The following is a 20,943-nucleotide window of genomic DNA, read 5'->3' on the forward strand; positions in this document are numbered from 1 at the left end:
ACCCGCCGTGCGCATCACGCAGGGCGGGTTTCTTTACAGCGGTTAAAGCCTTACAGAGTCACAGCAGCCGGCTCGGGCTCGGCGGCCATTTCCACGTCCGGCGCCACTTCGATGTGCTGCAGCTCGAGACGCTCGCTGCTCCACTGGCGGATGCGGTTGGTCAGTGCCAGGTCGTCGTTCAGCTTCTGCCCGTAGGACGGGATGATCTCCTTCAGGCGCTCCTGCCACTCAGGGGTGGCGACCTTGTCGGCGAAGGCCTTCTCGATCAGGTGCAGCATGATCGGCGCGGCGGTGGAAGCACCCGGCGAGGCGCCCAGCAGTGCGCTGATGCTGCCATCGGCCGAGGTCACCACTTCGGTGCCGAACTGCAGCACGCCGCCCTTCTCGGTATCCTTCTTGATGATCTGCACGCGTTGGCCGGCATTGATCAGCTCCCAGTCGGCGTCCTGCGCCTGCGGGAAGTACTCGCGCAGCGAGGCCATGCGGTCTTCCTGGCTGAGCATCAGCTGACCCATCAGGTAGGTGCTCAGCGACCAGTTGTCAATGCCGGCGTTGACCATCGGCATGAAGTTGTCGGTGGTCATGCTGCTGAACATGTCGAGCAGCGAGCCGTTCTTCAGGTACTTGGTGGAGAAGGTGGCGAACGGGCCGAACAGCAGCACGTTCTCGCCGTCGATCACGCGAGTGTCCAGGTGCGGCACGGACATGGGCGGCGAGCCGACCGAAGCCTTGCCGTAGACCTTGGCCAGGTGCTGGGCAACCACGTCCTGATTACGCGTCATCAGGAACTGGCCACCGACCGGGAAACCGGCGTAGCCCTTGGCTTCTTCGATACCGGATTTCTGCAGCAGCTTGAGCGCGCCACCACCAGCGCCGATGAACACAAAGCGCGCGTTGATGCTCTGCTCGGCGCCGCCCTTGGCCAGGTCGGCGACGGTCACACGCCAGGTGCCGTCATCGTTGCGCTTGAGGTCGCGGACTTCGTGCTCCAGGTGCAGGCTGGCCTGCTCCTTGCCGATCAGCGAGTCGATCAGCTGACGGGTGATCTCGCCGAAGTTGACGTCGGTGCCGATGGCCATACGGGTGGCGGCGACCTTCTGCTGCGGATCGCGACCTTGCATGACCAGCGGCACCCACTGGGCAATCTGCGCGTGGTCTTCGGTGAACTCCATGCCACGGAACAGGTTGCTGTGCTGCAGCGCAGCATGGCGCTTGCGCAGGTATTCGACGTTGTCGTCGCCCCAGACGAAGCTCATGTGCGGGGTGATGTTGATGAAGCTCTTGGGCTTGCTCAGCACCTCGCGCTCGACCTGGGTGGCCCAGAACTGCTTGGAGATCTCGAACGACTCGTTGATCGCGATCGCCTTGCTGATATCGATGCCACCGTCGGCGGTTTCCGGGGTGTAGTTCAGCTCGCAAAAGGCTGAGTGGCCGGTGCCGGCATTGTTCCAGCCGTTGGAGCTTTCGGCGGCTACCTGGTCGAGACGCTCATAGATTTCAATGCTCCAGTCCGGCTGCAGCTCGTGGAGGTAGGTGCCGAGGGTGGCGCTCATCACGCCAGCGCCGATCAGCAGCACGTCGACGGTTTTCTCGGGCTCGCGGGGCTTGGAGCAACCGATCACGCTGAGACAAAGCAGCGTCAGCAGGATTTTCTTCATGGGACAGTCCAGTTCATCGCACGACGACAACAGCCGTGCAGGCAAGGTTTCGGGCAGCGGCCGTTTGGGCCGCACATGGGCGATAGCCGCAGATCTGCGGCGCGGCGGGAGGAAGGGTGTTTCCAGGCCTCTTGGCGGGCGTATTCCGATCGCGCCGCGTTCTGGAGCAATATGCGTGCCGCTGAAAGGATTCAGCAGTCCCTGTGCGGCTTTCTGCCACACAGCCGGCACGGGGCTGGCGGGAACTCGCCAGATTCACGGGGGGAGCCCCCTGGAAATGGCGGAATCCCGCCCGAATCAGGCCAGCAGCAGTGGCAACAGCAAGGCGGTGCCGATGCCCAGCAGGCTCATCGCCAGGGCGGCGAAGGCGCCGCACTCCTCCCCTTCCTGCAAGGCATGGGCGGTGCCAATGGCATGGGCATTGATGCCGTAGCTCAGGCCACGGGCCGCGGGGTGATCGACGCCAGCCCAGCGCAGCAGCAGCGGCCCCATGGCCGTGCCAATCACCCCGGTGAGCATGACCATCACCGCAGCCAGCGAAGCGACGCCGCCGATCTGCTCGGCCACCGGCATGGCAATCGGCATGGTCACGAACTTCGGCGCCAGGCTCATCACCACGCTCCAGTCGGCGCCCAGCACCCAGCCGATGGCCAGGGTCAGCGCCACCGACAGGACGCCGCCGGCCGTCAGGGTGATCATCACCGGCCAGAACAACTGGCGGATGCGCTTGATGTTGTGCTGCAGCGGCACCGCCAGCGCCACGGTGGCCGGCCCCAGCAGCCAGGCAACGGGCTCGGCGCCAACGCGGTAGGTGGCGTAATCCACCCCGCACAACAGCAAAGTGGTGACAATCAGCGTGACCGACACCAGAACCGGCTGCAGCAGCAGCCAGCCGCTGCGGCGATAGAGCCAGGCGGCGATCAGAAAGGCGGCCAGCGTCAGGGCGATGGCGAACAGCGGATGATGAGTCAGCAATGTCATCCCTTGCGCTCCTGACGGCGGATCAGCGTCTGCAACAGCCAGCCGCAGAATGGCACGGTGACCAGCAGCGACAGCACCAATGCGGTGGCAATCACCGGCAGCTCACCGAGCAGCAGATCGCTGCTGGTCATGATCCCCGAGGCTGGTACGGCCAGCAGCAGCGGCAGGTAAGGCAGTAAACCACCGGCGGCCTGCTGCAGCGGCTCAGGCACGGCGCCGCGCCACATCAGCCAGACCGAGAGCAGCAGCAGGCCGATGATCGAGGCTGGCAGCATCGGCAATAGCCAGTGATTGAGCGCCACGCCGAACAATTGCAGCAATACCAGCCAGAACAGGCCACGCACCATCATGATCCCGACTCCTCCTTATGGCGCCCCCGACGAAACAGCGGACGCGGCTCGATAACCGAGCGACCATACAACACACTGAGCCCTTGCAGGCCCTTGAGTGCATCTTCCAGCGATTTGTCGGCGCGCACGGCGAAGGCATCGAAGCCGCACTGGCGCATGTGCGCCAACTGGTCGCGCAGCACATCGCCCACCGCGCGCAACTCGCCGCGCCAGCCCAGGCGGGTACGTAGCAGGTAGGCCTGGCTGTAGCCACGGCCATCGCGAAAACTGGGGAAGTCGATGGCGATCAACGGCAGACTGCTGAGAAACGGCTGCAGCGCCTCTGGATCGTCATCCACCTGCAGCAGCAGGCCATCGGCGCTCATCGTCCTACCCTCCAGCACCTCCACAGACTGCCGCTCACGCCAGGCCGCAAGCGGCAGGATCAACGGCGCGTCAGCCTCCACATCGAGCTCCCAGGGATCGTTGTCGACGATGCAGGCCTGGCCCTCGACCAGGCGAATCAGGTTGTTCATACCACCTCCTCGCGGCTGTAAACGCTCGCCTTGAATGGCTCCAGGCCGATGCGCTGGAAGGTGTCGAGAAAGCCTTCGTTGACCTGCCGCTGATCGACGTAGGTGCGTACGATACGCTCGATCACTTCGGGCACCTGCTCGGCAGCGAACGACGGGCCGATCACCTTGCCCAGCGCCGCCTGCTGGCCCTGGCTACCACCGAGGGTCAGCTGGTACCACTCGCTGCCGTTCTTGTCGACGCCGAGGATACCGATGTTACCGATATGGTGATGGCCGCAGGCGTTCATACAGCCGGAGATGTTCAGGCTCAGCTCGCCCAGATCATGCAGGTAGTCGAGATCGTCGAAACGCTGCTGGATGGCCTGGGCAATGGGGATCGACTTGGCGTTGGCCAGCGAGCAGAAATCACCACCGGGGCAGGCGATGATGTCGGTGAGCAACCCGGCGTTGGCCGTGCCCAGCCCGGCCGCTTCGGCCTCCCGCCATAGCGCGTAGAGGTCGGCCTTGCGTACATCGGGCAGCACCAGATTCTGTTCGTGGGCGACGCGAATCTCGCCGAAACCGTAGCGCTCGCTCCAGTCGGCCACGGCCTCCATCTGCTCGGCCGTGACGTCGCCGGGCGGAGCGCTGATGCCGGGCTTGGTCGACAGCACCACGCTGAGGTAACCGGGCACCTGGTGTGCCATGACATTGCGCGAAACCCAACGGGCGAAGGCCTCGTCGCGCGCCAGGTGGGTACCGAAGTCGAGGTCGAGGGTGTCCTGCGGCACGTAGGCCGGTTTGTGGAAGGAGGCCGCGACGCGCTGGTACTCTTCCTCGGTCAGTTGCGCCGGGCCGTCCTTGATCGGCTGCCACTCGCGCTCCACCTCATTAGCGAAGGCCTCGATGCCCAGCGCCTTGACCAGAATCTTGATCCGCGCCTTGTACTTGTTGTCGCGCCGGCCATGGCGGTTGTACACGCGCAGGATGGCCTCGACGTAGGACAGGCAGTCCTGCCAGTGCAGACCCTCGCGCAGGGTCTGGGCGATGATCGGCGTACGCCCAAGGCCGCCGCCGACCAGCACACGCAGACGCAGCTCGTTGGCCTGGTCGCGATACAGCTGCAGGCCGATGTCATGCACCTGAACGGCTGCGCGGTCCTGCTCAGCTGCACACAGGGCGATCTTGAACTTGCGCGGCAAGAAGAGGAATTCCGGATTGACCGTCGACCACTGACGGAGGATCTCGGCCAGTGGGCGTGGGTCGAGGTACTCGTCGGCAGCGACGCCGGCGAAAGCCTCGGTAGTGACGTTGCGTACGCAGTTGCCGGAAGTCTGGATGGCATGCATGTCGTGATCGGCCAGCCAGTCGAGGATGTCCGGCACACGCTCGAGCTCGACCCAGTTGAACTGGATGTTCTGCCGCGTGGTGAAGTGGCCGTAACCACGATCGTACTCGCGGGCGATATGCGCCAGCGCACGCATCTGCTTGGCCGAGAGGGTGCCGTAGGGAATGGCTACGCGCAGCATGTAGGCATGCTTTTGCAGGTACAGGCCGTTCTGCAGGCGCAGCGGCAGAAACTCCTCCTCGCTCAGTTCATCGGCCAGGCGCCGCTGTACCTGGTCGCGGAACTGGGCGACGCGCTCGCGCACCAGCGCGCGGTCATAATCATCGTATTGGTACATACAGGCAGGCCTCCTGATCACGGGGTGTCAACTATGCCTGCCGGGCGTGTACCGAGAACAGCGCCAGAAAAGCCTTAAAAAACCAGATCAGATGGGTACGACAGTGACCTGCACAGGGCACCGATTGGCGCGGCGCGATGTCGCAGGGCGGTATCTGCACCGCTCGACCTTAAGGCTCCTGGCCTCAGCAATGGCGAGGCCTGGCGGCCTGCGTGGCACTTTTCCCTGCGCTCGACGCAATCATCTGATCCGCTTTTTTATCAAAAACCTGAGTCTGTTTTGTAAACAGCCCCACTCGGATCATGGCGCCAGCCTGAATAAACGCCTGATGAGGGCAACGACATGACCGAGCTGATCCCCGTGCGGGCCGTCGAGAGCATCGACCCCGCCAAACCCACTCGCCTGACGCCGGCCCAGGCCGGCGGCCCGATCCACACGCGCAGCTTCACCGGACGCTTTCGCAACCTGCGCCTGCTCGGTGCCGGCTTGCTGTTCCTGCTGTTCTTCGGCACCGCCTGGATCGACTGGAATGGCCGCCAGGCGGTGCTCTGGGACTTGGATAACCGCCAGTTCCATATCTTCGGCGCGACCTTCTGGCCGCAGGATTTCATCCTGCTTTCGGCGATCCTGATCATCGCCGCCTTCGGCCTGTTCTTCATCACCGTACTCGCTGGCCGCGTCTGGTGCGGCTACGCCTGCCCGCAGAGCGTATGGACCTGGGTGTTCATGCGCGTGGAGCAGATCACCGAGGGCGACCGCGGCCAGCGCATCAAGCTCGACGCTGCGCCCTGGTCGCTGCAAAAACTGGCCCGGCGCAGCGCCAAGCACGGCCTGTGGCTCGCGGTCAGCCTGGTCACGGCACTGGCCTTCGTCGGCTACTTCACCCCAGTGCGTCAGTTGACGGTGGACCTGGCGACCTTCCAAGTCGGTGCCACCACGGCCTTCTGGGTGCTGTTCTTCACTGCCGCCACCTATATCAATGCCGGCTGGCTGCGCGAGAAGGTGTGCCGCGACATGTGCCCCTACTCGCGCTTCCAGAGCGTGATGTTCGACAGCGATACACTGGTCATCTCCTACGACGCCGCCCGTGGCGAAACCCGTGGCCCGCGCCGCAAGGACGCCGACTACAAGGCCGAAGGTCTGGGCGACTGCATCGACTGCACGATGTGCGTACAGGTCTGCCCCACCGGCATCGACATCCGCGACGGCCTGCAACTGGAATGCATCGGCTGCGGCGCCTGCGTCGATGCCTGCGACAGCGTGATGGACAAGCTCGGCTATGCCCGCGGCCTGGTGCGCTACAGCTCCGAGAACGAGCTGGCCGGCGGCAAGACCCACTGGTTGCGCCCGCGCCTGATCGGCTACGCGGCGATGTTGGCGGTGATGATCGGCGCCTTCACCTGGGCCCTGGCCGAACGCCCGCTGATCTCGCTGGACGTGACCCGTGACCGTGGCCTGTTCCGCGAGAACGCTCTGGGCCAGATCGAAAACATCTACAGCCTGAAGATCATCAACAAGACCCAGCAAGCGCGCAGCTATGCCATCAGCCTGGTCGAGCCCGGCGACTTCGAACTGCATGGCCCGAGCACGCTGAACCTGGCGCCGGGGGAGATTCGCGACCTGCCGGTAAGCGTCGCGCTGACGGCCTCGCACAACGCTGCCGGGCCGCAGACCCTGCGTTTCGAAGTGCGCGACAAGGCCGATTCGCAGAGCCATGTGAGCACCAAGAGCACCTTCCTCGCGCCGCTGCGTTGAGTCGCAGTAAACCGTGCTGTTCACCTAACGAAAGGTGGACACGATCAATCCCCTCTCCCCCACGGGGAGAGGGCTAGGGAGAGGGGGTAACGGTTACACGGAGGTGTATCTAACCCTCTCCCCCGGCCCCTCTCCCATGAATGGGAGAGGGGAGCAAGCGTTGTAGCCCGATGCAATCCTGGGCGATTCGAGATACGTCCCCCTTCACGAGGCACTGCCATGTCTGCCGCTCACCCCGTAAAGTGTTCGTCCTTACCCTTTGCGCCGGTGAACCAGGACAGGATGAAACGCTACGAAAAATTCGCCGACGAGATTGCCGAGCTGATTCGTACCGGCGTGCTCGGCCCTGGCGAGAAGGTGCCCTCAGTGCGCCATGCCAGCCGCACCTACGGCGTCAGCCCGTCCACCGTGTTCCAGGCCTACTACCTGCTGGAAGATCGCGGCCTGATCCAGGCGCGCGCCCGTTCCGGTTACTTCGTCCGCGAACACGCCAAGCGCCCGCTGCACGAACCGGAACTGACCGCCCACGCCGCGCAAACCACCGAAGTCGATGTCAGCGAACTGGTGTTCTCCGTGCTCGCCTCGCTCAAGGACCCGCATACCGTACCCTTCGGCTCGGCCTTCCCCAGCCCGGATCTGTTTCCGCTGCCGCGTCTGGCCAAGAGCATGGCGCACGCGCTGCGCAGGCTCTCGCCGCACGAGATCATCGCCGACATGACCGCCGGCAACGCCGACCTGCGCCGGCAGATCGCCCTGCGCTACATGGTCAGCGGCGTGATGCTGCCGATGGAGGAGCTGGTGATCAGCAACGGCGCCCTGGAGGCGCTCAACCTCTGCCTGCAGTGCGTGACCCAACCGGGCGACCTGGTGGCCATCGAGTCCCCCACCTTCTACGCCTGCCTGCAGGTGCTGGAGCGACTGCAGCTCAAGGCCGTGGAAATCCCCGTGCACCCGCGCGAGGGCATCGACCTGGGTGCCCTGTCGGAGAGCCTCAAGCAACTGCCGATCAAGGCCTGCTGGTTCATGAGCAGCCTGCAGAACCCGCTCGGCGCCAGCATGAGCGAGGAGAAGAAGCAGGCGCTGTATGAGCTGCTGGTCGAGCATCAGGTACCGCTGATCGAAGACGACGTGTACGCCGAGCTGTACTTCGGCAGCCACCCGCCCAAGCCGGTGAAGAGCTTCGACCGCGACGGGCTGGTGATGCATTGCAGCTCCTTCTCCAAGAGCCTGGCGCCGGGCTATCGCATCGGCTGGGTGGCCGGTGGGCGCTATGCCGAGCAGATCGCCCGGCTCAAGCTGATGACCACCATCTCGCCCTCGGTACCGGCCCAGACGGCATTGGCCGACTACCTGCAGCACGGTGGCTACGACCGTCACCTGCGCAAGCTGCGCCACGCCCTGGAAATGCAGCAGAGCGCGATGCTCGCCTCCGCCGCCCGACACTTTCCCGCCAGCACGCGGGTCACGCGACCTTCGGGTGGCTACTTCCTCTGGTTCGAATTCCCCGAACGCCTGGATTCGCTACAACTGCTGCGCCTGGCCCTGGCCCAGGGCATAAGCCTGGCGCCGGGGCCGATCTTCTCCGCCAGCCAGGGCTTTCGCCACTGCGCACGGCTGAACTACGGCCACCCGTGGAACCCGCGCAGCGAACAGGCCATGGAAGTGCTCGGGCGCCTGGTGGCGGGATTGTTGTAGCCCGGATGAAATCCGGGAACCGGAGCAGGAATCGCCCCGGATTGCATCCGGCTACGGGCTACGCTCCGACGCCTGTTGCAAGGCCACGCCGGCGCCGGTCAGGCCGGGGTACTCGGCCGTCACCAGCCACACCGGAATGCCGTCAAGGTAATGGCTCATACAACCCTTGTCGCGGAAACTCTTGGCAAAACCGCTGGCAAGAAAACGCTCGGCAAAACGCGGCACCACACCGCCAACGATATACCCCCCACCGCGCGCGCCCAGGGTCAGCACGTTGTTGCCAGCAGCGCGGCCGAGCCAGCAACTGAACTGTTCCAGCACCGCAGCGGCGACGGGCTCGCCGGCCAGACCTGCGGTAGTGATGGCCGCTGGCGTCGCGTGCAGCAAAGGCTGACCGTCCAGCTCACAGATGGCTCGATACAGCACCAGCAGGCCGTTGCCACTGAGCACGTCTTCGGCGCGCACATGGCCCAGTTGCCGATAAAGAATCTGCCAGAGCTCGACCTCGCGCGGGCTGCCGATGGGTAGATCAACGTGACCACCCTCCCCCGGCAATACCAGCCAGCGACCATCTGCTTGCGCGAGCAGCGTACTGACACCGAGGCCAGTGCCGGCGCCGATCGCCAAGGCCGGACGGTCTGCCTGCGGCTCGCCCGGGCACACCTGCACACGCTCATGCTCGGCGATGCGGGTCATGCCCAGGGCCATGGCGGAGAAGTCGTTGATCATCTGTAAGCGGTCGATCTGCAATGCCTCGCAGAACGCCGTAAGATCGGTACGCCAGTGATTGTTGGTGAAGCGGAACAGCTTGCCGCTGACCGGCCCGGCGCAGGCCAGGCACACCGAGCCGATGGACCCCAGCGGCAGCCCCTGGGCTTGCAGATAGGCGACGATGGCCTGTTCCGGCCCTGCGAAATCGGCGGTCGGCAGAACCTGCACCGCCTCCAGTTGCTCGTCACGCCACAGGGCAAAGCGTGCGTTGGTACCACCGATATCGCCGACCAGAGCCAGTTTCACGAGAACGCCTCCTGAGCGAAGGCCGTTCGCTGATCGGCAACTGCAGAAAATTGAGGATGCATAGCATCGACTCCAAATCCGAATTATTTTTGTAGTTCAGACAACGCACACCACAGCAAACCCGAAAATTACGCCTATCAAGCCAGATAAAGTTGTAATAACAACAATATTTAATGCCAACTCATCGCCTGCGCCCCACACAACAGATTCAGCCCTCGGCATGATCCCGGACAATATCGGCGGCGTTGCGGCGACCTAGACTCGCACCGGCGCATGGCGGGTTTCACCCGCCCTACTGGTCATCCGCACGGAGAGCTGCAGCATGTCACCCGATATCGTCATCGTCGGCGCCGGCCCGGCTGGCCTGTGTCTGGCACGCACCCTGTCCGGACATGGCCTGTCCATCGTGGTGCTGGAGCGCCAGGCCGAGCAGGCACTGGCCGAACCGGCCTTCGATGGCCGCGAGATCGCCCTCACCCATGGCTCGCAGACGCTGCTCGAACGCCTCGGCCTGTGGGCGCGCCTGCCCAGCGAAGAGGTTGCCGTGCTGCGCGATGCCCAGGTGTTCAACGGCCCCTCGCTGTTCGCGTTGAAGATCCGCGCCGAGCAAGCCGGCGCCGAGCACCTCGGCCATCTGGTGGCCAACCAGGCCATTCGTCGCACAGCCTATCAGGCGGTCAGCGACTGCGCCGACGTGCAATTGCTGTGCGACGCCAGCATACGCACCATCGAACAGCGTGCAGGCGAAGTGAAACTGGTGCTACACGATGGCCAGGTGCTGCAACCACGCCTGCTGGTCGCCGCCGACAGCCGCTTCTCGGAGACGCGCCGCCAGCTCGGTATCGGCGCGCAGCTCAAGGACTTCGGCAAGAGCATGCTGGTGTGCCGCATGCAGCACGAACGGGAGCACCAGCAAATAGCCTGGGAATGGTTCGGCTACGGCCAGACCCTGGCCCTGTTGCCTCTGAACGGCCGGCAGTCGTCCACCGTGCTGACCCTGCCGCCGCGCGAAATAGAACGCCTGCAGAAACTCGACGAAGCCAGCTTCGCCCGCGAGATGGAGCGGCGCTTCGACCGCCGTCTGGGTGCCATGCAACTGGTCAGCAGCCGCCATGCCTATCCGCTGGTGGGCGCCTACGCGCGACGCATGGTCGGCCACCGCTGCGCCCTGCTCGGCGATGCCGCCGTGGGCATGCATCCGGTCACCGCACACGGATTCAACTTCGGCCTGATCGGTGTGCAACTGCTCAGCGACGCACTGCTGGCCACCCATGGCAAACGCCGGGACATCGGTGCGCCTGCGCCATTGGCGCGCTACGAGCGCCAGCTACGCCTGGCCACCTGGCCGCTGTACCAGGCCACCAACCTGCTGGTGGAGCTGTACACCAACGATCAGCTGCCCGTGCGCCTGCTGCGCGGCGCTGGCCTGCGCGTGGCACAGGGCCTGCTACCGCTGAAGAAGGGCATCGCCCGTCATCTGACCGCTCGCGCCTGATCAATCACACCCACTGATCATTACGCTTGCGCTTGACCCGCAGCATGGTCGGCAGAATCAGCCCGAGCAGCAGCCCGGCACCAGCGATGCTGCCGCCATAGGCCATGTAGCGCATCAGCACCTGCTGCTGTTCTTCACCCAGTTGCGCCTGGGCATCGCGTAGCTGCGAACGGGTAGTGGTCAGCTCGGCGTCCAGCGCGCCACGGGCGGCCTGCAGCTCGTCGATGAGCTTCTTGCGCGAGTCCAGGGTTTCCTGCATGCCTTGCACACGCGCCTTCCAGGCGTCGTCGATGCCTTTGAGCTCAGCGCTGAGGTCAGCGACTTTCTGTTCCAGTTGCGGCAGACGCTCGGCCTGGCCTGGCACCGACTGCAGGTCGCGGCTGGGAATCCAGACGCTGCTGCCGCTGGCGCTACGCACCTGGCTGTAGTCGCCCTGGGTGCGCAACAGCTCCACTTTCTCCCCGGAAACCAGGGTGCCGACAATCCGGTAGCCATCGGTAGGACCGCTGCGCACGTAGGTATTGAGGCTGTCGCTGACCCAGCGCTGGTTACTGGCGGCCTCTTCCGCCAGTGACGGCTGCACGCCGCCGAGCAGGCCACCGAGCAGCAGGCAGGCACCGAGAATGCGAGGTTGAAATGGAGTATGACGAGATAAAAACATGGGGCGATCTTCACGTGGCAGTCAGACGAACCCGGCGAACGGGATGGACGTTGCCGGCCACGCGCTGAACAAAACGCTCGAGCATGATCCAGGCAGAATCCGCGACGTAGACGCCACGCTAGCGGCCAATAGCCATCTATTTCTGCCGGTATGGGCCGACAGCAGACAGACATTGGCCGCTTGCCTGGAGTTCACTCCAGGCAGGAGATGGTAGATGGACGGAAGGTGGCGTCAGCCGTTGTGGCGCTGGACGAAGGTAGAGAAATCCACCAACGGCATCGGCCGGCCAAGCAGATATCCCTGGAACTGAGTGCAACCGTTGTCCGCCAGAAACCTATGCTGCGCCTCAGCTTCCACGCCCTCGGCGATCACCGTCATGCCCATGCTCTGCCCCAGAGCGATCACCGTGCGCACGATGGTTTCGCTGTTGGCATCGGTGAGCACGTCGCAGATGAACGAACGGTCTATTTTCAGTTTGCTCAGCGGCAGACGCTTGAGGTGGCTGAGGGAAGAAAAGCCGGTACCGAAGTCATCCAGCGAGAAGCGCACGCCATGTTCGACCAGCGCCGTCATCTTGCGCGTGAGGTCTTCCATGTCATGCACGATCAGCGTTTCGGTCAACTCCAGTTCCAGGCGCCGGGCATCGATACCGTGGTGCTCGATCAGATCGAGAATTTCGGCGACGAAACTGCTTTGCGAGAACTGCTTCTGGCTGATGTTCACCGCCAGGCCCAGGTCGCCGAAGAGCGGGTCATCCTTCCATTGCCGCAAGCGCGCGGCCGTTTGCTCCAGCACCCACAGGCCAATGGGGATGATCAACCCGGTGTTCTCGGCATGGTCGATGAACTCGCCTGGCGCCAGCAGCCCACGCTGCGGGTGCTGCCAGCGAATCAGCACCTCGGCTCCCACCACTCGCCCTGCATCGTTGAGTTGCGGCTGGTAGTGCAGCACGCACTGCCCCTCGCGGATGGCCGCGCGCAGGTCACGATCCAGTTCGGAGCGCTCGGCGGTATCGGTCTGCAGAATGTGCAGGAGCAAGAAGAACAGCACCATGGCCACGCCGGCCTGCAGCCAGGAGCCGACACGCCGCACATCGTCGGGCAGTGCGTAGAGATCGGTGGGTCGCCAGTTCGACGCCGCCAGGGCGACGAACAGCAGCAGGCAGAACAGAGACATACCGTAACGCAGCCACAGAGGCTCATCGCGGAAGGCCATCAACACGCCGACAGCCACCGGTAGCAGATAGAGATGTGTCGCACGCGGCGCCATGAGGGTCGGCGGGTCGAGCAGCAGGGTCGAAGCGACGACGATAAGGATCAGCGCACCGAACAGAATCAGGTTGGCGCTGCGGGCCTGGTTGCGCAGCGTCAGGGCGAAGACCGCCACACCGCTGAGGATGATGGTCACATCCATGATGACGATGGCCCAATAGCCGCGAGAGGAAAAGAACAGCCCCCAGAGCAGGCCCATCACGATCATCACCAGACTCGACAGCATGCGCATGCGGCGCTCACGGCGCTGACCGACCAGAGCCAGGTCTGCACCATGCCAGAGTTTGCGAACGCGCCTGCCGAAGCTCGAGAGTGATGGCATGGTGAAATCCTGATCCGATCACTTCATTCTTGAAGCTGCCTGGCCGAATGCAAGTTTCCCAGATGTTTTTAATGCAGCCAGTACGCCTCACTGGCCAAGCGTTCGGCCATCAAGTCCATCGGACTCCGCCATGGTGATACCCCTCCCACCGCCTACAGCGCCCCCGTGCGCTGCTATTGCCCCACCTAACGCCGCGCCAGACGCGCCGCTCATATGAACGGTAAGGCCCACCTTCGCGCCCCGCATCTATACAAAAACTGTACAACTTTATTTTTTGTACATATATTGGATTCAAACAGGGCTCGTACAACGCTTGCACACCTTGCTCCAGGCCTGCTTGCCACGACCGACGTCAGCCCAAACAAGCTGCGCAATCCGGCAACACTCTCTCCCCTTTTTTGGTTGCCGGATTTTTTTACTCAACGCCCGTCGCCGCCGGGCTCCGAATCAACGGCTGGACGCGGCCCCCGTCAGCCGCCTCAGAGGCAACGACCATGGCCACCCTGATTCGACCTCTGCCCCCTGCCGTATTGCTGTTTTTGCTGCTGCTCGGCCAGCCAGTGCAGGCCACCACCCAGGACGGCTGGCGTGAACAACTACCGCAGGCCAGTCTGGTGGGTAGCGGCGATTTCAGCTGGTTCGGCTTTTCGGTCTACAACGCCAAGCTGTGGAGCCCGGCGCAGCCTGTGGATTTCTCCCAGCCCTTCGCCCTGGAACTGACCTACCGACGCACCATCAGCCGGGAAACCCTGGTCGATACCAGCCTCGACGAGATTCGCCGGATCAACGGCGAGCCCCTCGACAGCGAACAGCAAAGCGTCTGGACGAAACAGATGAGCCAGGCGTTCGTCGACGTGAAGGATGGCACGCGCATCACCGGCGTATTCCTGCCCGGCGAGGGCTGCCGCTTCTACGTCGACGGTGAGTTGCAGCACGTGATCGACGACCCGGAGTTCGCCCGCGCCTTCTTCTCCATCTGGCTCGACCCGCAGACCCGCAGCCCGAAACTGCGTGCCGCCCTGCTTGGCCTTAACCCATGAGGTACTACATGAAAGCCCTATTGATCGTGCTGAGCAGCCTGCTGCTGATCAGCTGCGGCCAGGTCCCGGTCGAGCGTTACGCCAACGAGAAACCCGTGCTGGATCTGCCCACCTACTTCTCCGGGCCGGTGCAGGCCTGGGGCATGTTCCAGGATCGCTCCGGTGAGGTGATCAAGCGCTTCCACGTCGATATCCAGAGCCGCCGCGAGGGCGACAAGCTGATCCTCGACGAGCGCTTTCTGTACAGCGACGGCACCCGTCAGCGCCGGGTCTGGACCCTGACCCCGGACGGCGAAGGACGCTGGATCGGCACCGCTGACGATGTGATCGGCGAAGCCATCGGTGAAGTGGCCGGCAACGCCCTGCGCTGGCGTTATCACCTCAACCTGCCGGTGGACGATACAACCTATGTCGTTTACTTCGACGACTGGATGTACCTGATGGATGACGACACCCTGATCAACCGCTCAGCCATGAGCAAGTTCGGCATCGAGCTGGGCCAGGTCACGCTGTTCTTCCGTCGGGGCGCTGCCACACCATGACCCTGCACAGCCTGGGCAACGGCTACAAGGCGCTGGTGATTGGCGCCAGCGGCAGCATTGGCCAGGCCTTCTGCCGGTTACTGCGCGCCGACCCAAACTGCGCCAGCGTGCGTGAGCTGAGCCGCAGCAGCTCACCTGCGCTCGATCTCGAAACTCCCACCAGCATCGCCGAAGCTGCAGTCGCACTGGCCGGCGAAGCACCGTATCAGTTGATCCTGCACACGGCCGGTCTGCTGCACCGCGACGGTATCGCACCAGAGAAAAGCCTGGCTGCCATCGAGGCCGATGCGCTGCAGGCGGTATTTCAGGTCAACGCACTGGGACCGGCGCTGGTGCTGCGCCACTTTCTGCCTCTGCTGGACAATCAGGGTGCCATGGCCATGCTCTCGGCCAAGGTCGGCAGCATCGGCGACAACCGCCTCGGTGGTTGGTACGCCTACCGTGCATCCAAGGCGGCGCTGAACATGCTGATCAAGACCGCAGCCATCGAGCTGGCACGCAGCAAGCCCAAGGCACGACTGCTCAGCCTGCATCCCGGCACAGTGATTTCGCCGCTGTCACAGCCCTTTCGCGGCGCCAGCGCTGCGCGTCCGGCCGAACTGGCCGCCGCTGAAATGCTGCGGGTGATCTATGCGCTGGGGCCCGAGCACAGCGGCAGCTTCCACGCCTACGACGGCCAACCACTGCCCTGGTAGCACCCCCTACAAGCCACCGAACAGGTCGAAGGAGTCCAGCAGACGCCAGGCGATTTCCGGCCTTTTCTCCATGGCCCGGCGGATCGCCGCCGGAATGCTCTGCCGGGTTTTGCGACACAGCCCTGGATGAGTATCAAAATGCATGTGGATGCCGCGCATGCTGCGCACCTCGCCATGGGCCGGCTCGATATGCAGGCGAATGCCCAACTGCTCGAACATGCGCTGTTGCATGCGCTCAAGGTCTTCCAGGCTCTGCAGGTTTTCCAGGCGTTCGAGCAGGCGCTGCTCCTCCTGCCGGGTCAACAGCAGCACGCGGGTATCGGCACCCGGCCTGTCCAGCAGCTCATCACGCTGGCAGTCGCAAGCGCCTGGCGGGCAAGGATTTCGGAGCAGCAGCGGCGAATTCATGGCCCTGATCATAGCCATAGCGAAACGCGCTGCCCATCCACGGCTATCGGCCGACTTGCCAGTAACGCAGACTCCGTTAAGCTCACAGCATTTCCCCCCCGATGCAAGGATGAACACCATGCTGCGCCTCACCACGTTCGCCGCTGGCCTGCTGCTTTCGGCCAACGTCTTCGCTCTGTCCCTCTCCAACCTGAGCCAGCAGGATGCCAGTGGCGGCCTCAAGGATGCGCTGATCCAGGGCGCCCAGGTGGCCGTCAAGCAACTGGGCACGCCCGGCGGATTCAGCAACAACCCGGACGTGCGCATCGAGCTGCCCGGCAAACTCGGCAAAGCCGCCAAGACCATGAAGATGATGGGCATGGGCGCCCAGGTCGATCAGCTCGAAGCGAGCATGAACAAGGCTGCCGAAGCCGCCGTGCCACAGGCCCAGGCGCTGCTGGTCGATGCCGTGAAGAAGATGACCGTGGCCGATGCCAAATCAATTCTCAGCGGCCCGCAGGACTCGGCCACCCAGTACCTGAACAAGAGCAGCCGCGAACAGATCCGCGCCAAGTTCCTGCCCATCGTCAAGCAGGCCACCGACCAGGTCGGTCTGGCCCAGCAGTACAACGCCTTCGCCGGCCAGGCCGCCAGCTTTGGCGTGGTCGACGCCAAGAGCAGCACGGTGGAAAGCTACGTGACCGAACAGGCACTCGATGGCCTGTTCGAGATGATTGCCAAGCAGGAAGCCAGCATCCGCCAGAACCCGGCCGGTGCCGCTACCAGCCTGGCGAAGAAGGTGTTCGGCGCGCTCTGAGAAGAGCCCTTGACGCAGCCTGAGTAGGAGCCCCGCCCCGGGGCGAAGCCTTTGGCTTTGCGGTGATCTTTCTATTCGCCGCGAGGCGCGCCTCCTACGGGGTGATGTGACCTGCGGGTTATCCGTTTTTGGCCATAGCACGCCGCCCTGATTCGCGGCAGGGTGCCGCTCACATTCGCTACGTCAGCACTTAACTGTCCCCACCAGCGGTGCGTTTGCGCTTAGGGCAGACAAAGCTTGTCCAACGCGGGCCTGGCGAAGAAAAAGCCCTGCATGTAGCGGATACCAAGCTCGATCAGCGCATCACGCTCACCAACACTTTCGATACCCTCGGCGATGATGCGAATGCCCAGGCGCTGCGCGACCAGCACGATACCGGCGACGATGGCCTGGCGCACCGGGTCCTGATCGATGCCGCGGGTCAGGGCCATGTCCAGCTTGAGCAGGTGCGGTTGGAATTCGGCCAGCAGATTGAGCCCGGAGTAGCCCGCGCCAAAATCGTCGATGGCGGTGGTGAAGCCCTGCTTGCCATACTCGGCGAAGATCCGCTTGAGGTGCTCCGCATCATGGATCTGCTCGCCTTCGGTCACCTCGAACATCAGCCGTTCGCGCGGGAAGTCAAAGCGCTGCGCCGCCTCCAGCGTGGCGCGAATGCAGGTCTCGGCGCGATACACCGCATTGGGCAGGAAGTTGATGCTGAGCAGACAATCCGGAATATCGAGCAGCCCGAGCTTCGCAGCCCGCTCGATGGCCTTGACCCGGCAGGCCTGATCGAAACGGTAGCGGTTGCCATCGTTGACCCGTCCGAGAATCTCCCCCGCCGACTCGCCGTTGACACCACGCACCAGCGCCTCGTAGGCGAAGGGTCGCTGCTCCTCGACATCCAGAATCAGCTGAAAGGCCATGGTGAAGTCGAATCCCAGTGCCTCGGGGTTGCGACACTCGGCGCAGCCCACAGCCCGAAATGGCTGAGGAAAGATGCTCTGACTGACAATACCCATAGGCGCTTCCTTATAGAACAAGACGTGGAGACTCCGTCATTGTCATCCTAGTCAAAAACGAAAGGAAGCCACCTGTTTTTCCAGCGACAACGCCAGTTGCTGCAAGCCTTGTGCGGTACGCGATGTATCGGCCACTGCCTCACTGTTCTCCATCGACATCTGTGCGATGCGCTCGACATTGCGCGCCACGTCCTGACTGGCGACCGTCTGCTCACGCAGCGCCACGGAGATCTGATCCACCACACCGACCACGCTGGTGGCTGCGTGGGACTGCTCCTGAGTGGACACCGACAGCTGGCTGGCGGCGCTGGAGATGTTCTGCGCGGCGCCGACCAGTTGTTCGGCGCCGCTGCGCCCTTGCGAGGCGCCGCCGGCTCCGGCAGAAGCCGACGGCGAAGGAGGGCATAACCCAAAACGAAAGCCCCGCCGGGCTTGTGGCCGGGCGGGGCTTTCGGTTGCCGTTACCGATCAGGCGCAGGCGGCTTGCATCTGCCGATGCGTGTCGATGAGGTGCTGCACCACGCCAGGATCGGCCAGCGTGGAGATGTCGCCGAGGGAGTCGTATTCGGCGGTAGCGATCTTGCGCAGGATGCGGCGCATGATCTTGCCCGAGCGAGTCTTCGGCAGGCCAGGCGCCCACTGAATGACGTCCGGCGTGGCAATCGGACCAATCTCCTTACGCACCCAGTTCTTCAGCTCCTGACGCAACTGCTCGGAAGACTCCTCGCCAGCGTTCAGGGTGACGTAGACGTAGATGCCCTGACCCTTGATGTCGTGCGGTACGCCAACCACCGCGGCCTCGGCCACTTTCGGGTGGGCGACCATGGCGCTTTCTACTTCGGCTGTGCCCATGCGGTGGCCGGAGACGTTGAGCACATCATCGACGCGACCGGTGATCCACCAGTAGCCATCTTCGTCGCGGCGCGCACCGTCACCAGTGAAGTACATGCCGCGGAAGGTCTTGAAGTAGGTGTCGACGAAGCGGTCGTGGTCGCCGTACAGGGTACGTGCCTGACCCGGCCAGGAATCGATGATCACCAGGTTGCCCTCGGCAGGGCCTTCGATGATGTTACCCAGGTTGTCCACCAGCGCCGGCTGCACGCCGAAGAACGGCCGTGCGGCGGAGCCCGGCTTCAGGCCGTGAGCACCTGGTAGCGGGGTCATCAGGCAGGCACCGGTTTCGGTCTGCCACCAGGTATCGACGATCGGGCAGCGGCTCTGGCCAACGTTCTCGTAGTACCACTGCCAGGCTTCCGGGTTGATCGGCTCACCCACAGACCCCAACAGACGCAGGCTGGAACCATCGGCACCTTCGACTGCGGCCTTGCCCTCAGCCATCATGGCGCGGATCGCGGTCGGCGCGGTATAGAGGATGTTGACCTTGTGCTTGTCGACGATCTGCGCCACGCGACGCACGTCCGGATAGTTCGGCACGCCCTCGAACATCAGGGTAGTGGCGCCGTTGGACAGCGGCCCGTAGACGAGGTAGGTGTGGCCGGTGACCCAGCCGATGTCGGCGGTGCACCAGAAGACCTCGCCCGGACGGTAGTCGAACACGCGTTCATGGGTCAGCGAAGCGTAGGTCAGGTAACCGCCGGTGGTGTGCAGCACGCCCTTGGGCTTACCGGTGGAGCCGGAGGTGTAGAGGATGAACAGGGCTTCTTCAGCACCCATTTCCTTCGGCGCGCAGACGCTGCCAGCGACCTTCATCAGGTCTTCGTACCAGATGTCGCGATGCTGGTTCCACTTGATGTCGGAGCCGGTGCGCTTGACCACGATGATCTTCTGCACGCTGGCGGTTTCCGGGTTGGTCAGCGCATCGTCGACGTTGGCTTTCAGCGGCACCTTGCGGCCACCACGCAAGCCCTCGTCGGCGGTGATCACCACCTTGGACTTGCAGTCGATGATGCGGCCAGCCAGCGCTTCCGGGGAGAAGCCGCCAAAAACCACGGAATGGATGGCGCCGATGCGCGCGCAGGCGAGCATCGCCACCACGGCTTCGGGAATCATCGGCATGTAGATGGTGACGACGTCACCACGGTGCACGTCCTGCCCACGCAGGGCGTTGGCGAACTTGCTCACCTCTTCGTGCAGTTGGCGATAGGTGATCTCGCGGTGCTCGGAAGGATCGTCGCCTTCCCAGATGATCGCGACCTGGTCACCACGCTCTTCCAGATGACGGTCGAGGCAGTTGTAGGAGACGTTCAGGGTGCCATCGGCGTACCACTTGATATCGACGTGGTGGTCATCGAAGGTGGTTTGCTTGACCTTGGTGTAGGGCTTGATCCAGTCGATCCGCTTGCCCTGCTCGCGCCAGAAACCCTCGGGGTTGACCACGGACTGTTGGTACATGGCCTTGTACGTGGCCTCGTCAGTGAGGGTCCGCGCGGCCACTTCGGGACGCACAGGGTAAAGAGACGCAGCACTCATGGAATCACCTCGACGGGGAGTTGTTTTTGTATGGTGCCTTTTGTATCCCCCGACCCTTCGTGAGGCCATTCGACCATGGTCTTACCGCTCTAAGACCATCGTCTTGAAGCCCTGCCTGGCATATGGCGAGCCAATTCGACAGCGTCATGGATACGTCGAGGCGCGCAGATAAAAAAACCGGCACAAGGCCGGGCGCAGAGGTAGACACAATTGCTCAGCTCATCCCCAGCCAGTTCGGCAGGGCCATGGACACGGCCGGGATGTAGGTGATGATCATCAGGAAGCTCAGCAGCAGGGCTTCCATTTCCTTGCCATCGCCATACAGCGAAGAGTTGGCATAGACATCGACCTTGACCTTGCCGGCCAGGCGCTCCTCTACCAGCTTCTTGAACAGCAGCGCACCCTGGCCCTTCGGCGTGCTGTCGGCGGTGATATGGGAGAACTTGATCAAGATCGGGGCGGTCGGCTGCGACTCGGCTGCGTGTGCCGAGAGTGCGCCGAGAGTGCGCAACCGGCAAGCACACCGGCCAGGCCACGACGGACGAAATAAAACTTCATGGAAGGCTCCTGTTGTTTTTGTCTGAGCGTCGAGGGAGAAACCCTTCGATTGGCCCGGACTCTACTGCGCCCTCCCCCACGCTGAAATT

At 63.6% G+C, this 20,943-nt stretch carries 18 protein-coding genes and 2 pseudogenes; 7 read left to right on the forward strand and 13 right to left on the reverse strand.

The window, feature by feature from the left end; translation table 11 throughout:
* Nucleotides 1-50 precede the first annotated feature (50 nt).
* From N5J71_RS14100 to N5J71_RS14120, 5 genes are all read right to left on the reverse strand, one after another.
* On the reverse strand, nt 51-1,658 hold the full coding sequence (locus N5J71_RS14100) for a malate:quinone oxidoreductase (RefSeq protein WP_003462099.1): 1,608 nt from the start codon (nt 1,656-1,658) through the stop codon (nt 51-53).
* Nucleotides 1,659-1,955: 297 nt separating this feature from the next.
* A complete protein-coding gene (locus N5J71_RS14105; RefSeq protein ID WP_279917095.1) occupies nt 1,956-2,639 on the reverse strand; it encodes an LrgB family protein in 684 nt (227 codons plus the stop codon).
* Nucleotides 2,636-2,989, reverse strand: a complete 354-nt coding sequence (locus N5J71_RS14110; protein ID WP_017674822.1) for a CidA/LrgA family protein — start codon at nt 2,987-2,989, stop codon at nt 2,636-2,638. Before N5J71_RS14110 ends, N5J71_RS14105 begins: the two co-directional genes overlap by 4 nt.
* Nucleotides 2,986-3,504 carry a DUF934 domain-containing protein gene (locus tag N5J71_RS14115; protein WP_003462102.1) on the reverse strand — a complete coding sequence of 173 codons (519 nt, stop codon included), beginning with the start codon at nt 3,502-3,504 and terminating at the stop codon, nt 2,986-2,988. Before N5J71_RS14115 ends, N5J71_RS14110 begins: the two co-directional genes overlap by 4 nt.
* Nucleotides 3,501-5,168: a nitrite reductase NirA gene (locus N5J71_RS14120; protein ID WP_104727609.1), complete on the reverse strand. Its 1,668-nt coding sequence runs from the start codon at nt 5,166-5,168 to the stop codon at nt 3,501-3,503. The genes N5J71_RS14115 and N5J71_RS14120 overlap by 4 nt, the downstream gene beginning before the upstream one ends.
* 342 nt (nt 5,169-5,510) lie before the next feature.
* On the opposite strand from N5J71_RS14120, the gene ccoG reads away from it, so the two are divergent.
* On the forward strand, nt 5,511-6,923 hold the full coding sequence (ccoG, locus tag N5J71_RS14125; protein ID WP_084341101.1) for a cytochrome c oxidase accessory protein CcoG: 1,413 nt from the start codon (nt 5,511-5,513) through the stop codon (nt 6,921-6,923).
* A 282-nt stretch (nt 6,924-7,205) separates the two neighbouring features.
* On the forward strand, nt 7,206-8,618 hold the full coding sequence (gene mapR, locus N5J71_RS14130; RefSeq protein WP_279917096.1) for a GntR family transcriptional regulator MpaR: 1,413 nt from the start codon (nt 7,206-7,208) through the stop codon (nt 8,616-8,618).
* A gap of 51 nt (nt 8,619-8,669) precedes the next feature.
* Here the strand turns inward: mapR and N5J71_RS14135 are convergent, their stop codons facing one another.
* The gene (locus N5J71_RS14135; protein WP_206408891.1) at nt 8,670-9,635 is read right to left on the reverse strand and encodes a glucokinase; all 966 of its coding nucleotides are present in this window, start codon (nt 9,633-9,635) and stop codon (nt 8,670-8,672) included.
* Nucleotides 9,636-9,957: 322 nt separating this feature from the next.
* On the opposite strand from N5J71_RS14135, the gene ubiM reads away from it, so the two are divergent.
* A complete protein-coding gene (ubiM, locus tag N5J71_RS14140; RefSeq protein WP_206408890.1) occupies nt 9,958-11,130 on the forward strand; it encodes a 5-demethoxyubiquinol-8 5-hydroxylase UbiM in 1,173 nt (390 codons plus the stop codon).
* 4 nt (nt 11,131-11,134) lie between these two features.
* Here ubiM and N5J71_RS14145 read toward each other — a convergent pair whose 3' ends face one another.
* Both N5J71_RS14145 and N5J71_RS14150 read right to left on the reverse strand, forming a co-directional pair.
* On the reverse strand, nt 11,135-11,791 hold the full coding sequence (locus N5J71_RS14145) for a TIGR04211 family SH3 domain-containing protein (RefSeq protein WP_279917097.1): 657 nt from the start codon (nt 11,789-11,791) through the stop codon (nt 11,135-11,137).
* Nucleotides 11,792-12,022: 231 nt separating this feature from the next.
* Nucleotides 12,023-13,384 (reverse strand): putative bifunctional diguanylate cyclase/phosphodiesterase, encoded by a 1,362-nt coding sequence (locus tag N5J71_RS14150; protein WP_279917098.1) that lies wholly within the window; start codon nt 13,382-13,384, stop codon nt 12,023-12,025.
* A gap of 494 nt (nt 13,385-13,878) precedes the next feature.
* Here N5J71_RS14150 and N5J71_RS14155 point away from each other — a divergent pair, with 494 nt between their 5' ends.
* Genes N5J71_RS14155 through N5J71_RS14165 form a run of 3 tightly spaced genes read left to right on the forward strand, consistent with a single transcriptional unit; the run spans nt 13,879 to nt 15,661 of the window.
* Nucleotides 13,879-14,424, forward strand: coding sequence for a chalcone isomerase family protein (locus N5J71_RS14155; protein ID WP_125874775.1), 546 nt, complete (start codon nt 13,879-13,881; stop codon nt 14,422-14,424).
* An 8-nt stretch (nt 14,425-14,432) separates the two neighbouring features.
* Nucleotides 14,433-14,966 carry a DUF3833 domain-containing protein gene (locus N5J71_RS14160; protein WP_075748798.1) on the forward strand — a complete coding sequence of 178 codons (534 nt, stop codon included), beginning with the start codon at nt 14,433-14,435 and terminating at the stop codon, nt 14,964-14,966.
* Nucleotides 14,963-15,661, forward strand: coding sequence for an SDR family NAD(P)-dependent oxidoreductase (locus tag N5J71_RS14165; RefSeq protein ID WP_278619192.1), 699 nt, complete (start codon nt 14,963-14,965; stop codon nt 15,659-15,661). The genes N5J71_RS14160 and N5J71_RS14165 overlap by 4 nt, the downstream gene beginning before the upstream one ends.
* Before the next feature lie 6 nt (nt 15,662-15,667).
* On the opposite strand, the gene N5J71_RS14170 is transcribed toward N5J71_RS14165, so the two are convergent.
* Complete coding sequence (locus tag N5J71_RS14170; protein ID WP_074858479.1) at nt 15,668-16,069, reverse strand: hypothetical protein; 402 nt, start codon at nt 16,067-16,069, stop codon at nt 15,668-15,670.
* Between the two features lie 118 nt (nt 16,070-16,187).
* Between N5J71_RS14170 and N5J71_RS14175 the strand changes: the two genes are divergently transcribed.
* Nucleotides 16,188-16,865 (forward strand): DUF4197 domain-containing protein, encoded by a 678-nt coding sequence (locus N5J71_RS14175; RefSeq protein ID WP_104727599.1) that lies wholly within the window; start codon nt 16,188-16,190, stop codon nt 16,863-16,865.
* 221 nt (nt 16,866-17,086) lie between these two features.
* On the opposite strand, the gene N5J71_RS14180 is transcribed toward N5J71_RS14175, so the two are convergent.
* From N5J71_RS14180 to N5J71_RS14200, 4 genes and pseudogenes are all read right to left on the reverse strand, one after another.
* Nucleotides 17,087-17,866 carry an EAL domain-containing protein gene (locus N5J71_RS14180; RefSeq protein ID WP_074858489.1) on the reverse strand — a complete coding sequence of 260 codons (780 nt, stop codon included), beginning with the start codon at nt 17,864-17,866 and terminating at the stop codon, nt 17,087-17,089.
* A gap of 51 nt (nt 17,867-17,917) precedes the next feature.
* Nucleotides 17,918-18,124: pseudogene (locus N5J71_RS14185) on the reverse strand (methyl-accepting chemotaxis protein); the annotation flags it as partial.
* Nucleotides 18,125-18,334: 210 nt separating this feature from the next.
* Nucleotides 18,335-20,296 carry an acetate--CoA ligase gene (acs, locus tag N5J71_RS14190; protein ID WP_074858492.1) on the reverse strand — a complete coding sequence of 654 codons (1,962 nt, stop codon included), beginning with the start codon at nt 20,294-20,296 and terminating at the stop codon, nt 18,335-18,337.
* Between the two features lie 268 nt (nt 20,297-20,564).
* Nucleotides 20,565-20,807, reverse strand: a pseudogene (locus N5J71_RS14200) (C4-dicarboxylate ABC transporter); the annotation flags it as partial.
* Nucleotides 20,808-20,943: the final 136 nt, after the last annotated feature.

Origin of the sequence: Ectopseudomonas oleovorans (assembly GCF_029845265.1) — a bacterium.
Lineage (GTDB): Bacteria > Pseudomonadota > Gammaproteobacteria > Pseudomonadales > Pseudomonadaceae > Aquipseudomonas > Aquipseudomonas oleovorans.

Excerpts from the sequence above, each read along its gene's own strand:
- N5J71_RS14100 (WP_003462099.1), bottom strand. The coding sequence starts at position 1,658 with ATGAAGAAAATCCTGCTGACGCTGCTTTGTCTCAGCGTGATCGGTTGC.
- N5J71_RS14105 (WP_279917095.1), bottom strand. The coding sequence starts at position 2,639 with ATGACATTGCTGACTCATCATCCGCTGTTCGCCATCGCCCTGACGCTG.
- N5J71_RS14110 (WP_017674822.1), bottom strand. The coding sequence starts at position 2,989 with ATGATGGTGCGTGGCCTGTTCTGGCTGGTATTGCTGCAATTGTTCGGC.
- N5J71_RS14115 (WP_003462102.1), bottom strand. The coding sequence starts at position 3,504 with ATGAACAACCTGATTCGCCTGGTCGAGGGCCAGGCCTGCATCGTCGAC.
- N5J71_RS14120 (WP_104727609.1), bottom strand. The coding sequence starts at position 5,168 with ATGTACCAATACGATGATTATGACCGCGCGCTGGTGCGCGAGCGCGTC.
- ccoG (WP_084341101.1), top strand. The coding sequence starts at position 5,511 with ATGACCGAGCTGATCCCCGTGCGGGCCGTCGAGAGCATCGACCCCGCC.
- mapR (WP_279917096.1), top strand. The coding sequence starts at position 7,206 with ATGAAACGCTACGAAAAATTCGCCGACGAGATTGCCGAGCTGATTCGT.
- ubiM (WP_206408890.1), top strand. The coding sequence starts at position 9,958 with ATGTCACCCGATATCGTCATCGTCGGCGCCGGCCCGGCTGGCCTGTGT.
- N5J71_RS14145 (WP_279917097.1), bottom strand. The coding sequence starts at position 11,791 with ATGTTTTTATCTCGTCATACTCCATTTCAACCTCGCATTCTCGGTGCC.
- N5J71_RS14150 (WP_279917098.1), bottom strand. The coding sequence starts at position 13,384 with ATGCCATCACTCTCGAGCTTCGGCAGGCGCGTTCGCAAACTCTGGCAT.
- N5J71_RS14155 (WP_125874775.1), top strand. The coding sequence starts at position 13,879 with ATGGCCACCCTGATTCGACCTCTGCCCCCTGCCGTATTGCTGTTTTTG.
- N5J71_RS14160 (WP_075748798.1), top strand. The coding sequence starts at position 14,433 with ATGAAAGCCCTATTGATCGTGCTGAGCAGCCTGCTGCTGATCAGCTGC.
- N5J71_RS14165 (WP_278619192.1), top strand. The coding sequence starts at position 14,963 with ATGACCCTGCACAGCCTGGGCAACGGCTACAAGGCGCTGGTGATTGGC.
- N5J71_RS14170 (WP_074858479.1), bottom strand. The coding sequence starts at position 16,069 with ATGAATTCGCCGCTGCTGCTCCGAAATCCTTGCCCGCCAGGCGCTTGC.
- N5J71_RS14175 (WP_104727599.1), top strand. The coding sequence starts at position 16,188 with ATGCTGCGCCTCACCACGTTCGCCGCTGGCCTGCTGCTTTCGGCCAAC.
- N5J71_RS14180 (WP_074858489.1), bottom strand. The coding sequence starts at position 17,866 with ATGGGTATTGTCAGTCAGAGCATCTTTCCTCAGCCATTTCGGGCTGTG.
- acs (WP_074858492.1), bottom strand. The coding sequence starts at position 20,296 with ATGAGTGCTGCGTCTCTTTACCCTGTGCGTCCCGAAGTGGCCGCGCGG.